The organism is Streptomyces sp. A5-4 (genome assembly GCF_051131715.1).
Lineage (GTDB): Bacteria > Actinomycetota > Actinomycetes > Streptomycetales > Streptomycetaceae > Streptomyces.
Map to the genome: position 1 here is coordinate 5,698,571 of NZ_CP178591.1, position 13,850 is coordinate 5,712,420.

Annotated in this window: 16 protein-coding genes; 9 read left to right on the forward strand and 7 right to left on the reverse strand. The window is 71.5% G+C overall.

Annotated elements, in window-relative coordinates; translation table 11 throughout:
• Nucleotides 1-65: 65 nt before the first annotated feature.
• Nucleotides 66-911 carry a transglutaminase family protein gene (locus ACLLJJ_RS26725; RefSeq protein WP_434596057.1) on the reverse strand — a complete coding sequence of 282 codons (846 nt, stop codon included), beginning with the start codon at nucleotides 909-911 and terminating at the stop codon, nucleotides 66-68.
• An 18-nt stretch (nucleotides 912-929) separates the two neighbouring features.
• The gene (locus ACLLJJ_RS26730) at nucleotides 930-1,925 is read right to left on the reverse strand and encodes a GNAT family N-acetyltransferase (RefSeq protein WP_434596059.1); all 996 of its coding nucleotides are present in this window, start codon (nucleotides 1,923-1,925) and stop codon (nucleotides 930-932) included.
• A 140-nt stretch (nucleotides 1,926-2,065) separates the two neighbouring features.
• Here ACLLJJ_RS26730 and fdxA point away from each other — a divergent pair, with 140 nt between their 5' ends.
• Together fdxA and dapC are read left to right on the forward strand one after the other, a co-directional pair.
• Nucleotides 2,066-2,386 carry a ferredoxin gene (fdxA, locus tag ACLLJJ_RS26735; RefSeq protein WP_030573070.1) on the forward strand — a complete coding sequence of 107 codons (321 nt, stop codon included), beginning with the start codon at nucleotides 2,066-2,068 and terminating at the stop codon, nucleotides 2,384-2,386.
• 177 nt (nucleotides 2,387-2,563) lie between these two features.
• The gene (gene dapC / locus ACLLJJ_RS26740) at nucleotides 2,564-3,658 is read left to right on the forward strand and encodes a succinyldiaminopimelate transaminase (protein ID WP_434596062.1); all 1,095 of its coding nucleotides are present in this window, start codon (nucleotides 2,564-2,566) and stop codon (nucleotides 3,656-3,658) included.
• 158 nt (nucleotides 3,659-3,816) lie between these two features.
• Here the strand turns inward: dapC and ACLLJJ_RS26745 are convergent, their stop codons facing one another.
• Nucleotides 3,817-4,254, reverse strand: a complete 438-nt coding sequence (locus ACLLJJ_RS26745) for an ATP-binding protein (RefSeq protein ID WP_434596063.1) — start codon at nucleotides 4,252-4,254, stop codon at nucleotides 3,817-3,819.
• 297 nt (nucleotides 4,255-4,551) lie between these two features.
• Nucleotides 4,552-5,505, reverse strand: a complete 954-nt coding sequence (locus ACLLJJ_RS26750; protein ID WP_434596065.1) for a heavy metal transporter — start codon at nucleotides 5,503-5,505, stop codon at nucleotides 4,552-4,554.
• 87 nt (nucleotides 5,506-5,592) lie between these two features.
• Here ACLLJJ_RS26750 and dapE point away from each other — a divergent pair, with 87 nt between their 5' ends.
• Entirely contained in the window at nucleotides 5,593-6,672 is a 1,080-nt protein-coding gene (dapE, locus tag ACLLJJ_RS26755; protein WP_434596067.1) for a succinyl-diaminopimelate desuccinylase, read from the forward strand.
• Nucleotides 6,673-6,741: 69 nt separating this feature from the next.
• Nucleotides 6,742-7,491 carry a TIGR00730 family Rossman fold protein gene (locus ACLLJJ_RS26760; RefSeq protein WP_434596068.1) on the forward strand — a complete coding sequence of 250 codons (750 nt, stop codon included), beginning with the start codon at nucleotides 6,742-6,744 and terminating at the stop codon, nucleotides 7,489-7,491.
• 232 nt (nucleotides 7,492-7,723) lie between these two features.
• On the opposite strand, the gene folP is transcribed toward ACLLJJ_RS26760, so the two are convergent.
• Nucleotides 7,724-8,584 carry a dihydropteroate synthase gene (gene folP, locus ACLLJJ_RS26765; RefSeq protein ID WP_434596070.1) on the reverse strand — a complete coding sequence of 287 codons (861 nt, stop codon included), beginning with the start codon at nucleotides 8,582-8,584 and terminating at the stop codon, nucleotides 7,724-7,726.
• A 106-nt stretch (nucleotides 8,585-8,690) separates the two neighbouring features.
• Between folP and ACLLJJ_RS26770 the strand changes: the two genes are divergently transcribed.
• On the forward strand, nucleotides 8,691-9,053 hold the full coding sequence (locus tag ACLLJJ_RS26770; RefSeq protein ID WP_434596072.1) for a DivIVA domain-containing protein: 363 nt from the start codon (nucleotides 8,691-8,693) through the stop codon (nucleotides 9,051-9,053).
• Nucleotides 9,050-9,652, forward strand: coding sequence for a DNA-3-methyladenine glycosylase I (locus tag ACLLJJ_RS26775; RefSeq protein ID WP_434596073.1), 603 nt, complete (start codon nucleotides 9,050-9,052; stop codon nucleotides 9,650-9,652). Before ACLLJJ_RS26770 ends, ACLLJJ_RS26775 begins: the two co-directional genes overlap by 4 nt.
• A gap of 58 nt (nucleotides 9,653-9,710) precedes the next feature.
• On the opposite strand, the gene ACLLJJ_RS26780 is transcribed toward ACLLJJ_RS26775, so the two are convergent.
• Complete coding sequence (locus ACLLJJ_RS26780; protein WP_434596074.1) at nucleotides 9,711-10,511, reverse strand: enoyl-CoA hydratase/isomerase family protein; 801 nt, start codon at nucleotides 10,509-10,511, stop codon at nucleotides 9,711-9,713.
• A 302-nt stretch (nucleotides 10,512-10,813) separates the two neighbouring features.
• Here ACLLJJ_RS26780 and ACLLJJ_RS26785 point away from each other — a divergent pair, with 302 nt between their 5' ends.
• Complete coding sequence (locus ACLLJJ_RS26785) at nucleotides 10,814-10,981, forward strand: DUF3117 domain-containing protein (RefSeq protein ID WP_003966491.1); 168 nt, start codon at nucleotides 10,814-10,816, stop codon at nucleotides 10,979-10,981.
• A gap of 222 nt (nucleotides 10,982-11,203) precedes the next feature.
• Here ACLLJJ_RS26785 and ACLLJJ_RS26790 read toward each other — a convergent pair whose 3' ends face one another.
• Nucleotides 11,204-11,866, reverse strand: coding sequence for an O-methyltransferase (locus ACLLJJ_RS26790; RefSeq protein WP_434596099.1), 663 nt, complete (start codon nucleotides 11,864-11,866; stop codon nucleotides 11,204-11,206).
• Between the two features lie 140 nt (nucleotides 11,867-12,006).
• Between ACLLJJ_RS26790 and sigE the strand changes: the two genes are divergently transcribed.
• On the forward strand, nucleotides 12,007-12,786 hold the full coding sequence (gene sigE / locus ACLLJJ_RS26795) for an RNA polymerase sigma factor SigE (RefSeq protein ID WP_434596101.1): 780 nt from the start codon (nucleotides 12,007-12,009) through the stop codon (nucleotides 12,784-12,786).
• Nucleotides 12,783-13,766, forward strand: coding sequence for an anti-sigma factor family protein (locus ACLLJJ_RS26800; RefSeq protein WP_434596104.1), 984 nt, complete (start codon nucleotides 12,783-12,785; stop codon nucleotides 13,764-13,766). Before sigE ends, ACLLJJ_RS26800 begins: the two co-directional genes overlap by 4 nt.
• The last annotated feature ends 84 nt before the right edge of the window (nucleotides 13,767-13,850 follow it).

Below are 13,850 nucleotides of genomic sequence, written 5' to 3' on the forward strand. Positions count from 1 at the left end.
CCGAACGAGCTGCGGGTGAGCCCCCGGTGGCCGGATCCGCGCTGCGGGATCCGCGCCGGGGCCCCTCAGTTCAGCCGCGCCCGAGCCGCCCGTGCCCGGCGCCGGATCGTTTCCGCAGAGCTCGGCTCGACCACCGCCACCACATCGGCGTACGCGTCCATCTCCGCCGCGCCGCCCAGGAAGTCGCCGCGCTGGACCAGCAGCTGGGCGCGTTCGTAGCGCAGCCGCGCCGGGTGCGCGGGTAGCAGCAGCGACAGCTCGACGGCCCACAACTGGACGTCCGTGCGCTCGGGGCGGGCCGCCGCCCAGGCCCGCACGTTGTTGAGGATCCGCAGCACGATCTCCAGCGGCTTCGCGGGCGCCAGCATCGACGGGTCGAGCGGCGCACCCGTGGCGCCCGCGACCAGCAGATCGGTGTCCTGGCCCGTCAGCAGCCGGCCCCCGTCGAAGGGGTCGACGAGGATCTGGTCCTCCGGGGGGCCGAAGCCGACGACGAAGTGGCCGGGCAGGGCGACGCCGTACACCGGCGCCCCCGCCCGCCTGGCGACCTCGATCCACACGACGGACAACAGGATCGGCAGCCCGCGCCGCCGCCGCAGCACCTCGTGCAGCAGCGAGGACCCGAGCCGCTGGTAGTCGCCCGGGGCGCCCCTGAACCCGCAGCGCGCGCCGAGCAGCTCCGAGACGGCCGCCGCCCAGCCCCGCGCCCCCGCGGCCGGCCTGAAGGGCAGCAGCCCGGCCAGCCGGTCCAGCTCGATCTCGGCCGCGTCGATCCCGGCCTGGTCCAGCGATTCGTCCGCTTCGGCGCCCACCAGCAGGCACAGCAGGGCCAGGTCGGGCCGCTCGGAGCGGACCTCCTCGGCGAATCGCTGCCGCCGCTGGGCGAATCCGGATTCGGGTTCCGGTTGCATAGGCGGTTCGTACCCCGCCTACGCCGACCGGAAATGGTGATAGCTGTGATGCGCCGCGAAGCCCATCGGGCGGTAAAGAGCCCGCGCGCTCCCGTTGTCCGCCTCGACCTGCAGCCAGGCGGCCGAAGCCCCCTCGTCCAGCGCGCGGCGCGCGAGCGCGGCCATCACGGCGGTGGCCAGCCCCTGCCGCCGGTACTCGGGGGCGACCTCGACGGCCATGAACCCCGCCCAGCGCCCGTCGACCACACACCGGCCGATCGCGGCGGGCGTGTCGCCGCTGCCGGCGACGGACGCGAACCACACCGAAGGCCCGCTGCCCAGCACCTTCAGCACATGCGGCCCCGCCTCCGTGAACCGCTGGTAGCGCGCGAGCCACCCGGCGTCACAGCTCCGGTCCAGACGCACCCGCGAAACATCCGCGTCCAGGTCGCCGACCGGCGCGAGCGCACCGGTCCACACCTCGGCGGTGACCTCAAGCGCCCAGCCGAGCCGCTCCAGCTCCGCCGCGAGCGACTCCTGGGTGCCCGCCGCCCCCGTCGCGGTCTGGACGTACGCCGGAAGGCCGCGCTCCGCGTACCACTCGCGCACCCGCTCCAGCGCCTCGTCGAGCGGCATCCCCGGGTCGCCCAGGGGCAGCGCCGAGTTGGCGCGCCGGGTGAAGCCGCCGGCCGCCCGCAGCTGCCACCCGCCGAGCGGCTCGCTCTCGACGGGCTGCCAGGCGCGTGCCGTCACCCGGGCGAGCTCCTCGAAGCCCGCCGCGGGGCCGCGCCGCCTGGCCGGGGCGGCGGGGACGACCTTGCCCGCGACCAGGGTCGAAGCGTCGATGCGTACGGACTCGCCACTCCTGCGTGTGATCGAGAGCACACCGTCCTTCCAGGATGTGAGAACGCCGACCGTGTCGGTGAACTTCGCCCCCGGAAGTCCGGCCTTGTCGGTTCGCCTGACTGATACCCGTTTGCCCACGTCATCGGGCGTAATACGGACCGTGAGTTGTCCGCTGCCGGTGAATTCCACAGCTCTGTCCGCCCCTCCTGTTCGGATCGTGCCCGGGAACGGAGATACTAGAGGTGGGCATCGACGACGCCGCGCTCCCGCGCGCCACGCGACGGAGCCGCAGATCGGCCCGCCGCGCCCTACCGAGGAGGAACGACAGCGTGACCTACGTCATCGCGCAGCCTTGTGTCGACGTCAAGGACAAGGCCTGTATCGAAGAGTGCCCGGTCGACTGCATCTATGAGGGCTCCAGGTCCTTGTACATCCACCCGGACGAATGCGTCGACTGTGGCGCCTGTGAACCTGTGTGCCCGGTCGAGGCGATCTTCTACGAGGACGACACTCCTGAGGAGTGGAAGGACTACTACAAGGCGAACGTCGAGTTCTTCGACGAGCTTGGTTCGCCCGGTGGTGCTTCCAAGCTCGGCCTGATCGAGCGTGACCACGCCTTCATCGCCGCGCTGCCGCCGCAGAACCAGTAGGCGACCGCAAGCCGCGCCGCCCCGGTCCCGTACGGCCTGTCCGCCGTGCGGGACCGAGGTGTTTCCGTGTGCTGCCGCCCCTGCGAGTTCGCCGCGACGAGACCGCCGTACGAACCCGCCTGTGCGGAGCCGCACGCGGCTGTACGAGCCCGTACGAGCACAAGAGAGTGATGCATCGTGTCCGCAGTCACCGACCGTCTGCCCGTCTTCCCCTGGGACAAGCTGGAGCCGTACAAGGCGACCGCGACGGCCCACCCGGACGGCATCGTGGACCTGTCCGTCGGCACGCCCGTCGACCCCGTCCCCGAGCTGATCCGCCGCGCCCTCGTCGACGCCGCCGACTCGCCGGGGTATCCGACGGTGTGGGGCACGGTCGCGCTGCGGGACGCGCTCACCGGGTGGGTGGAGCGGCGGCTCGGCGCCCGCGGCGTGGCGCACACCAACGTCCTGCCCGTCGTCGGCTCCAAGGAGCTGGTGGCCTGGCTGCCGACGCAGCTCGGGCTCGGCGCAGGGGACAAGGTGGCGTACCCGCGGCTCGCGTACCCGACGTACGAGGTGGGCGCGCGCCTGTGCGGCGCCGAGCCCGTCGCGTACGACAACGTCACCGACCTGGACCCGGCCGGGCTCAAGCTGCTGTGGCTGAACTCGCCGTCGAACCCCACCGGCCGGGTGCTCGACGCCGACGAGCTGCGTACGGCGGTGGCCTGGGCGCGCGAGCACGGCGTGCTGGTCTTCAGTGACGAGTGCTACCTGGAGCTCGGCTGGGAGGCCGAGCCCGTCTCCGTACTGCACCCGGACATCTGCGGCGGTACGTACGAGGGCATCGTCGCCGTCCACTCGCTCTCCAAGCGCTCCAACCTGGCCGGATACCGCGCGGCCTTCCTCGCCGGTGACGCGGACGTCCTGGGCGATCTGCTGCTGATCCGCAAGCACGGCGGGATGATGACGCCCGCCCCGGTGCAGGCCGCGACGGTCGCCGCACTCGGGGACGACACGCATGTCGCCGAGCAGCGCGCGCGGTACGCGGCCCGGCGCGCGGCCCTGCGCTCCGCGCTGGAGGCGCACGGCTTCCGGGTCGAGCACAGCGAGGCGAGCCTGTACCTGTGGGTGACGCGCGACGAGCCATGCTGGAAGACCGTGGGGCACCTGGCGGAGCTGGGGATCCTGGTGGCGCCGGGGGACTTCTACGGCCCGGCGGGGGAGCGTTTCGTACGGGTGGCGTTCACCGCCACCGACGAGCGGGTCGCGGCGGCGGTCAAGCGCCTCGCCTGACGTCGCCGCGCGGGCGCATCGCGTACGGATTCCCACGCGATGCGCCCGCGCCCAGTAGGTGCTTCGCAGGTGTACGCGTGCGCGAATTCGTGGACGGAAGAAGGGGCCCCGGGGAGTTCGTGCTCCCCGGGGCCCCTTCCGTTTCCGTGCCGTACGGACTAGCCGAGCGGCAGGCCCTTCAGCGGCAGCTGATCGGTCGGCAGACCGCCGCCGGAGGGCAGCCCGCTGCCGGCGCTGGTCGCGGTGGACGCGGTCTCGCCGAGGATGTCGCCGGCGCTGCCCGCGACCTCACCGGCCGCGTTCTGCGCGGCGGGGGTGGCCGTCTTGCCTGCTTTGCCGACGGTCTTGCCGGCGGTCGGTACGGCCTTCTTGACGGCCTTGCTGCCGGTGTCGCCCGCCGCATCGGTGGACTTCTGTGCCGCACCGTCGACGGCGTTGCCGAGGCCGGCGCCGTCCAGTGCGGTGACGCCGCCCAGGTTGGGGGCCGTGGGGAGGTCCACGGCGCTCGCGGAACCGGCCGCTCCGACCACGGGGGCTGCGCCGGCCGCGATGATCAGTGCGGCGCGGGCGATCCGACGGGCCAGGGGGAGGGACATGGTGCTCCTTAAACGGGAGAAGACGTTCGTGGACGCTGTCCTGTCCGGCGATCGGACGCACTGACAACCCCTCGGGGGGAGGGGTTGGTTGCGGTGCACCAAGGTAAAGAGTTGGTAATGCGTCGCATAATCAGTTATGGATGAATACGGGCAAAAGAACCGCCTCGGAATGGCCCGTCATACCGTCGGTGCCCTTTGTTCGCAGGGTTTTCGGGGGTGGTGGGAAGGGGGCGCGCGGGCGCCCGCGAAAAGCGGAACCGGGAGGGCTCGCTTACCGCTTTCGAGTGACCGTCCGCACTATTGCGCGGTGGTGATCCGGACCTCTGCCGGGCCGGATGCGGCGCCCTTCGCCTTGCTCCACGCCTTCCCGGAATCCCCCGCTGACCACATCCGGTCCCCGTAGGTGACGCGTTCGATGTGCAACGCGGACGAGTGGGCGACCGCCCAGTGGGCCAGCTCCCAGCCACGCCGCTCCCCGCCCGCTCCCCGGGCCGCCCCCGTGACGCCGGCCGCCTGCGAGGGCACCGGGACGGTCACCGTGGCCTTCGCCGTCGAGCCGCCGAGACTCGCTGTGGCCCCGGCGCCCGCCGCCCGGGTCCTGGGCAGCACATCGGCCCCGAAGTCCCGCACCAGCGCGGCCCGTACGTCGGCCGGCTTGCCCACCCGCGTGTCCTGCGCCGCCGCACAGGTGAGGGATGCGGGGGAGCGGCCGGTGAGCGCGGCGGCCAGCAGCGCGGCGTCCGGCTCGTGCTTCGCGTACGCCTGCGGGAAGCCGCTGCGCTGGACGCGCTGGGCGGCGACGGTCAGCGGCAGCCGCGAATAGCCGGGCACCTTCTCCAGGTACTCGTAGAACTTCCCCGCCGAGTAACCGGCGTCCAGGATCTGCTTCTCGGTGCCCCAGCCCTGTGAGGGCCGCTGCTGGAACAGGCCGAGCGAGTCCCGGTCGCCGTGCTTGATGTTGCGCAGCGCCGACTCCTGGAGCGCGGTCGCCAGCGCGATCGTCACCGCCCGCTCGGGCAGCCCGCGCGAGGTGCCGACAGCGGAGATCGTCGCGGCGTTGACGGCCTGCTCGGGGCTGATCTCGTACGTCGCCCCGTCACCCTCCACCGCGCGCACGGTGCAGCGGGGAGCGCCCCCGCCGCCGGTCACGTACTGCGCCACCAGGTAACCGGCCAGGGCGAGCAGCACGGCGAAACCCGCCGCTATGCGGAGGGTGCGGCCACGGCGGGTGGAAACGGTGGACTCGGACACGTGGCCAAAGGTACTTGAGGCGAGTGACGAGCCTGCTGGGTCCCACTGCTTCGGACCGCTCCGGGGCGGCCCGTTAGGCTCGGGGCCATGCCCGAAACGCCGCTCGACCTCGCTCTGGACGCCCCCGCGCTGACCGCCCGGCTCGTCGACTTCAGGTCGGAGAGCGGCCACGAGAAGCCCCTCGCCGACGCGGTCGAGGAGGCGCTGCGCGCCCTGCCGCACCTCACCGTCGACCGGTACGGCAACAACGTGGTGGCCCGTACGAACCTGGGGCGCGCGGAGCGGGTCATCCTGGCCGGACACATCGACACCGTCCCGATCGCCGACAACGTGCCCTCGCGGCTCGACGGGAACGGCGTCCTGTGGGGCTGCGGCACCACCGACATGAAGTCCGGGGTCGCCGTCCAGCTGCGTATCGCGGCGACCGTCCCCGCGCCCAACCGGGACCTGACGTTCGTCTTCTACGACAACGAAGAGGTCGCCGCCCACCTCAACGGCCTCGGCCACGTCGCCGAGGCACACCCCGACTGGCTGGCGGGCGACTTCGCCGTACTCCTGGAGCCGTCCGACGCGCAGGTCGAGGGCGGCTGCCAGGGCACGCTGCGGGTGCTGCTGCGGACCGCGGGGGAGCGGGCGCACTCGGCACGCGCCTGGATGGGCTCGAACGCGATCCACACGGCCGCCCCCATCCTGGCGCGGCTGGCGGCGTACGAGCCTCGGCGCCCGGTCATCGACGGCCTGGAGTACCGCGAGGGCCTCAACGCGGTGAAGATCGAGGGCGGGGTCGCGGGCAATGTGATCCCCGACGCCTGCACGGTGTCGGTCAACTTCCGTTACGCGCCCGACCGCAGTGCGGACGAGGCGCTGGCGCACGTCCGGGAGGTCTTCGCGGACTGCGACATCGCGGAGTTCGTGGTGGACGACCACTCGGGCGCGGCCCTGCCCGGCCTCTCGCACCCGGCCGCCGCCGCGTTCATGGCCGCGGTGGGCGGCACCGCGCAGCCCAAGTTCGGCTGGACGGACGTCTCACGCTTCAGCGCGCTCGGGGTGCCCGCGGTGAACTACGGGCCCGGTGACGCACTCTTCGCGCACAAGCGGGACGAGCACGTCGCGGTGGAACGCATCACGCACTGCGAAGAGCGACTCCGCACCTGGTTGACTGCCTGAATTTCGCTTTTCGTCACGTCTGTGGACCTACCCTGACCGGACAATGTTCGGCAGCGGAGGGAGTACGGCATGACGATTCCTGAGGAGGAGCGGGCACCGGACGAGCAACGGCTCGGTCCGGTGCTGCGCCGCCGCGACCAGGTCCAGCCCGGCACCACGGACCAGCGGCTGCTGGACACCGAGGGCGACTCCGAGTGGGTGCACACCGACCCCTGGCGGGTCATGCGCATCCAGGCCGAGTTCATCGAGGGCTTTGGCGCACTCGCCGAACTGCCCAGTGCGATCAGCGTCTTCGGCTCGGCACGCACACCGCCGGGCAGCCCCGAGTACGAGACGGGCGTGGAGCTCGGCAGCGCCCTGGTCGAAGCGGGCTTCGCGGTGATCACGGGCGGTGGGCCAGGTGCGATGGAAGCGGCGAACAAGGGGGCCCGGGAGGCGAAGGGCGTCTCGGTCGGCCTGGGCATCGAGCTCCCCTTCGAACAGGGGCTCAACCCGCACGTCGACATCGGCGTGAACTTCCGGTACTTCTTCGTCCGCAAGACGATGTTCGTCAAGTACGCACAGGGCTTCGTGGTCCTGCCGGGCGGCCTCGGCACCCTCGATGAACTCTTCGAGGCACTGACCCTGGTTCAGACGAGCAAGGTGACCCGGTTCCCGATCGTGCTCTTCGGCACGGCGTACTGGGGCGGCCTGGTCGACTGGTTGCGGAACACGGTGGTGGCACAGGGCAAGGCCTCGGAGAAGGACCTGCTGCTGTTCCACGTGACGGACGACGTGAAGGAAGCGGTGGCGCTGGTGACGGAGGAGACGGGCAAGTAGGAGCGGCGCTTGTCCCCAAGCGCCGGACGGGCCGAGAGTTTCCGGAGCCGCGCATCTTCAGCCCGTCCGGCGCCCGAGGACCGGGACCGACCTGTGAGGCCGCCCCGCGTTCTGGCACCCCGCCCATTCAGCCCGCCCCGGGGCCTGAGAACCGGAGCCCCGGCTACGGGAGCGGGGAGGGGACAGCCGCAGCGGCCCATCCGCACCCGCCCCGGCGCCCGCACCACCCCGGCTACGCCAGCCCGCGCCGGGCGACCGCCGGCGGCCGGTGCCCCGCGATCGACGCCACCATGTCCAGCACCTGTTTCGTCTCCGCGACCTCGTGCACCCGGTACACCCGTGCCCCCAGCCACGCCGAAACCGCCGTCGTCGCCAGCGTCCCGATGACCCGTTCCTTCACCGGCTTGTCGAGCGTCTCGCCGACGAAGTCCTTGTTGGACAGGGAGACCAGGACGGGCCAGCCCGTCGTGACCATCTCCTCCAGCCGGCGCGTCGCCTCCAGGCTGTGCCGCGTGTTCTTGCCGAAGTCGTGCCCCGGATCGATCATGATCGCGTCGCGTCGCACGCCCAGCTCCGCCGCGCGCTCGGCCAGGCCGAGGGTGACGCCGAGGATGTCGGCCATCACGTCCGGGTACGCGATCCGGTGCGGCCGGGTACGCGGCTCCGCGCCGCCCGCGTGCGTACAGACCAGACCCACGCCGAAACGCGCCGCGACCCCGGCCAGCTTGGGATCGACCCCGCCCCACGCGTCGTTGAGCAGATCCGCCCCCGCCTCGCAGACCGCCTCGCCGACATCGTGCCGCCAGGTGTCGACGCTGATCACCACGTCCGGGTGGCGCCTGCGCACCTCGGCCACGAAGCCGACCGTGCGCCGCGCCTCCTCCTCGGCGCTCACGTCCTCGCCGGGCCCGGCCTTCACCCCTCCGATGTCGACGATCGCGGCGCCCTCGGACACCGCCTGCTCGACCCGGGCGAGCGCGGGCTCGTCGCGGAAGGTCGCGCCCTGGTCGTAGAAGGAGTCCGGGGTCCGGTTCACGATCGCCATGATCACCGGCTCGTGCGCGTCGAACTCGCGCTGTCCCAGCCTGAGCACCGTGTTTCCTCCTCGCATCGGTCGCCTGCGACCTTAACTGTCAGTCCCGCATGGCACGATCGGGACTGGACAGTTTCCGCTCTGCGCGTGGCCCGGGGAGACGCTCGTGTTCTTGTTCTTGGTGGTGGCGATGGTCGTGGTGGTCGCCGCGGTCACCCTCGCCGTGGTCGGCGGGGGCGGCAGCGACAGCGGTGGCGTGCTGCCCGACGCGGCGCCCGATCATCTGGTGGACCCGCTGCCCGCGACGCGCCCGGTGGGCCGCGCGGATATCGAGGCCCTGCGCCTGCCGCTGGCCCTGCGGGGCTATCGGATGTCGGACGTCGACGAGGTGCTCGGCAGAGTGGGCGCCGAGTTGGCCGAGCGGGACGCGCGGATCGCCGAGCTGGAGGTCGCGCTGGCCGGCGTGCAGGCCGACGCCATAGGCGGCCTCGACCTCTACAAGCGCACCGGCGAGGAGCCGAGCTCATGACGGCGGAGGGCGGCGTCGCGCCGGGCCCGGACGGCGGCCTCCGCTGCCCCTGGGGCCTCTCCACCGAGGACTACGTCGCATATCACGACGAGGAGTGGGGCCGCCCGGTCCACGGCGACGACGCGCTGTACGAGCGGCTCTGCCTGGAGGCCTTCCAGTCCGGCCTGTCCTGGCTGACGATCCTGCGCCGGCGCGAGGGCTTCCGTACCGCCTTCGCCGATTTCAAGATCGCTTCGGTGGCCGCCTTCACGGACGCCGACGCCGCCCGGCTGCTCGCCGACCCCGGCATCATCCGCAATCGAGCCAAGATCGAAGCCACCCTCGCGAACGCCAGGACCCTCGCCGACTGGCCGGCCGGCGAGCTCGAAACGCTGATCTGGTCGTACGCCCCGGACCCCGCGACGCGCCCGGCGCCGCGCACGATCTCGGACGTCCCGGCGATCACCGCGGAGTCCACCGCGCTGGCCAAGGGCCTCAAGAAGCGCGACATCCGCTTCGTCGGCCCGATCACGGCGTACGCCCTGATGCAGGCCTGTGGCCTGGTCAATGACCATCTGGCGCGCTGCGTGTCCCGCGAGGCGCCGCGGGTGGCCCCCTGAGGGTCCGGAGCGGTGTCCGGCGGGTCAGGGGGCCGGGGACGCGGGCGTCCCCAAGCTCCTAGCGCCCCAGGTACGTCGGCTTGGTCTTCCCGACGAAGGCCTGGACGGCGATGGTGTGGTCCTCCGACGCGCCCGCCCTCGACTGGAGTTCGTCCTCCTTCTCCAGCGTCTCGCTCAGCGTGTGGCCCGCCCCGTACGCCAGGGACTGCTTGAGCGCGGCATAGGCGAGCGTCGGGCCGGCGGCCAGTGCGCGGGCGACGGCCGAGGCCTCGGTGGCCAGCTCGGCGGCGGGCACCAGCTTATTGGCGATGCCCAGGTCGAAGGCCTGCTGAGCGGTGATCGAGCGCGGGAAGAGCAGCAGGTCGGCGGCGCGGCTCTGGCCGATCAGGCGCGGCAGGGTCCACGAAACGCCCGAGTCGGCGGTCAGTGCGACCCCGGCGAAGGACGTGTTGAACGAGGCCGTGTCGGCGACGACCCGGTAATCCGCGGCGAGGGCGAAACCGAAGCCCGCGCCCGCCGCCACGCCGTTGATCCCGGCGACGACCGGCTTCGGCATTTCGGTCAGGGCGCGCACGACGGGGTTGTAGTGCTCGTGCACGGTGCTCATGGTGTTGCCGGTGCCCGCCTCGCGGTCCGCCGTGAGCGTGGAGATGTGCTCCTTGAGGTCCTGGCCCACGCAGAAGGCCCGCCCGGTGGCGGTGAGCAGCACCGCGCGGACCGCCGTGTCCGCCCCCGCGGCCTGCACGGCGTCACGCAGGGCGACCTTCGCCTCGGTGTTCATGGCGTTCATGGCATCGGGACGATTGATCGTGATCGTCGCGAGTCCGTCGGTCACCTCGTAGAGCACGGTGTCGGCCATCAGTAGGTCCCCTTTTGCGGCTCGGGCAGGCATGTCGAGCCCAGCATGGCGGAGATCCGGGGACGTGGGCATGTGACGTGTGTCTAACAAACCGGGGCCCAGGAGCGGCCGACAGCGGCGAAGTATCGCAGGCGTACCGCCGAATTGCGGCGTTTTGAGAGAGCGCGTTGCGCAAGCGATGCCGACTGATGTTGGTCATTGGGTCCTGCGATGCGGGATAATGGCCTGGAAGCAATGTGTTCGATGCCGGTGACACCTGGGTTGTCGGCTGCGATGAGCTGGTTTCAGGAAGGGGAACGAGCATGGCGGCCATGAAGCCGCGGACGGGCGACGGCCCGCTCGAGGTGACCAAGGAGGGGCGGGGCATCGTCATGCGCGTTCCGCTCGAAGGCGGCGGGCGACTTGTCGTCGAGCTGACTCCGGACGAGGCCGATGCCCTCGGCGACGCACTGAAGAAGGTCGTCGGCTGACGCGGAACGCGCCCAGAACTTCGGGCTACGGGGCTTGACCCCGATCAACACTGTCACTGCCCCGGCACGCACACAGCGTTCCGGGGCAGTGGTGTGTCCTGAGGCCGACGCCCCAGGGCCCGTCGAGGCCGGTCAAGATCCCCGGGGGCGGGTCCGTGCGGGGCCGGGGAAGTGGGAAGCCCTGATGAGCGGCGTACGGCGGCTCTCGGCGGCGTACGGCCCTCAGCGGCGCACGGCGCAGAGCAGCCCGTCGCCGACCGGCAGCAGCGTCGGCATCAGCCCACGGCTCTCCCGGACGGCGCGCAGAAGTTCACGCAGCCGCTGGACCTCGGGCGCCTGGGCCGAGGAGTCGACCGTACGGCCGTCGGCGAAGACACCTTCGAACGCGACGATTCCGCCGGGCCGCAGCAGGCGCAACGATTCAGCGAGATAGTCCATGTACTCGAGCCGGTCGCCGTCGCAGAAGACCAGGTCGTAACCGCCGTCGGCGAGCCGCGGCAGCACATCGAGGGCGCGGCCCGGAATGAAACGGGCCCGATTGCTCGCGAAGCCCGCGGCACGGAAGGCCTCGCGGGCGAACTGCTGCCACTCCGGCTCCGGATCCACGGTGGTCAGTACGCCGTCGGGCCGCATCCCGTGCAGCAGATAGCTGCCGGAAATGCCGGTGCCCGTCCCGATCTCGGCCACCGACTTGGCGTCCGAGGTGGCCGCGAGCAGGCGCAGCGCGGCGCCGGTGCCGGGGGTCACCGAGCGGATCCCTGCCTCCCGGGCCCGATCACGAGCCCAGCGCAGGGCCTCGTCCTCGGCGACATAGGCGTCGGCGAACGCCCAGTTCGTCTGCCGGTTGGCGGTAATGGCCCTCTCCTGTCCCCGTAGTTGGCGCAACGGTGACTGTATCCGTTGGTGTCGGGAACCCGCAGATGGGACCGGGCGTTATGAAGAGAGAGGGAAGCGTGGATGAGGACCGTATGCGAGTTCCAAATTCACGTAAAGATGCTTATCCGGAGCTAACGGGCGAGGTGGCTATGGTAGGGGCTCCACTGGACACCACCAGAGCCGACAGGGGAGGTGCGGCTGCGACCGGTGACCGCAGGGGAGTGCTGAAGCGCTTTCTCAGGTCGACGGGCGAGCCGAAATCCGTGACCGACAATGCTGACAGCTCCCGCTCCGCTGCCTCCGTACAGACCGCGACGTTCGCCTCAGATGCGGAATCTCAGGCATGGACACCTCCCTCGTGGGAGGAGATCGTCAGCACACACAGCGGCCGTGTCTACCGCCTCGCTTACCGCCTGACCGGCAATCAGCACGATGCCGAAGACCTCACGCAAGAGGTATTCGTCCGTGTCTTCCGGTCGCTGTCGACCTACACGCCCGGCACTTTCGAGGGCTGGCTCCACCGCATCACCACCAACCTGTTCCTGGACATGGTCCGGCGCAAGCAGCGAATCCGTTTCGACGCGCTCGGCGACGACGCGGCGGAGCGGCTGCCGAGCCGTGAGCCGTCCCCGCAGCAGGTTTTCAACGACTCCCACTTCGACGCGGACGTGCAGCAGGCGCTGGACACCCTCGCGCCCGAGTTCCGTGCCGCCGTGGTCCTCTGCGACATCGAGGGCCTTTCCTACGAGGAGATCGCCGCGACGCTGGGCGTCAAGCTCGGCACCGTGCGCAGCCGTATCCACCGCGGTCGCTCCCACCTGCGCAAGGCCCTGCAGCACCGCTCTCCCCAGGCGCGCGCCGAGCAGCGCTCCTTCGCGACGGTGGGCCACGGCATCCCTGTGGTGGGCGGAGAGGGCGGAGCCGAGTGAGTGGCACCCGACCGACCCCCGCGGAACAGCACCTCGGCGACCGGCTCGCGGCTCTGGTGGACGGCGAGCTGAGCCATGACGTCCGTGAGCGTGTCCTGTCGCATCTGGCGTCCTGTACCAAATGCAAGACCGAGGCCGACTCCCAGCGCAGGCTGAAGAGCGTTTTCTCGCAGGCCGCACCACCACCCCCCTCCGAGGGGCTGCTCGCGCGGCTCCAGGGGCTGCCCGGCGGCCCCGGTGGGCCCGGAGGTGACGACCGCGACGAGGAAAGGCCGTTCGGCGGCGGAGGCTTCGGGAACGGGGTCTTCGGAGTCGACGAGCGAAGAATGAGTTTTGGCGGGCCCTTCGGTTATGAACCGGCCGGGGCGCATTCCGGGCCCTTCCCGGAAACGGCGCGCCAGCGTGGGTTCCGCATTCACGACGTGGGCCGCTCCGACGCGGAGCGCTCCGGTGGTCGGGGCTGGCGATTCGCCTTCGCGGCGGCGAGCGCGGTCTCGCTCGCGGCGATCGCGCTCGGCGGCGCCATGCCGCTGGGTTCCGCGCCCGAGACCAATGCCAGGGGCGAAGGCTCCGGCAGTGTCACACCGATGCGCAGCACGGGTCCTGCGGGCGTCACACCCGAGAACAGCCGCCGGCAGGGCGGCGGGAGCGGCCTGCTCGCGCTGTCCGGCTCCGACAGCCGCTCGGCGTCGGCCCTTGCTTCGGCCACCGCGTCGACCTCGGCCACCGCGCCGCCGTCCGTGCTCCTCGGAGCGCGACCGAGCCCGGGCCAGGGCCATTCCATGACTCACCTCATGACGCACCCGTTCTCGGCTCCGGCATCGGCGCTGTCCGCGGTCTCTCCGCTGCCGCTGATACGTCCGTCGGGATCGGCCCCGTCGTTCATCAACGCCTCCGCCCATGGCCCGGCGATGGCGCTCTCGCCGCCGCCCAGTCAGTCGGCGGCCCCGGCCAAGTCCGGGCTGCCTGTTTCCCGCTGACGCCGACCGGCCCCTGCGCGGCCCTTCGCAAACCTGGTTGAATCCCTGGAAGGGGTCCCTTCACGGGGCGCGGCGAACAAGGTG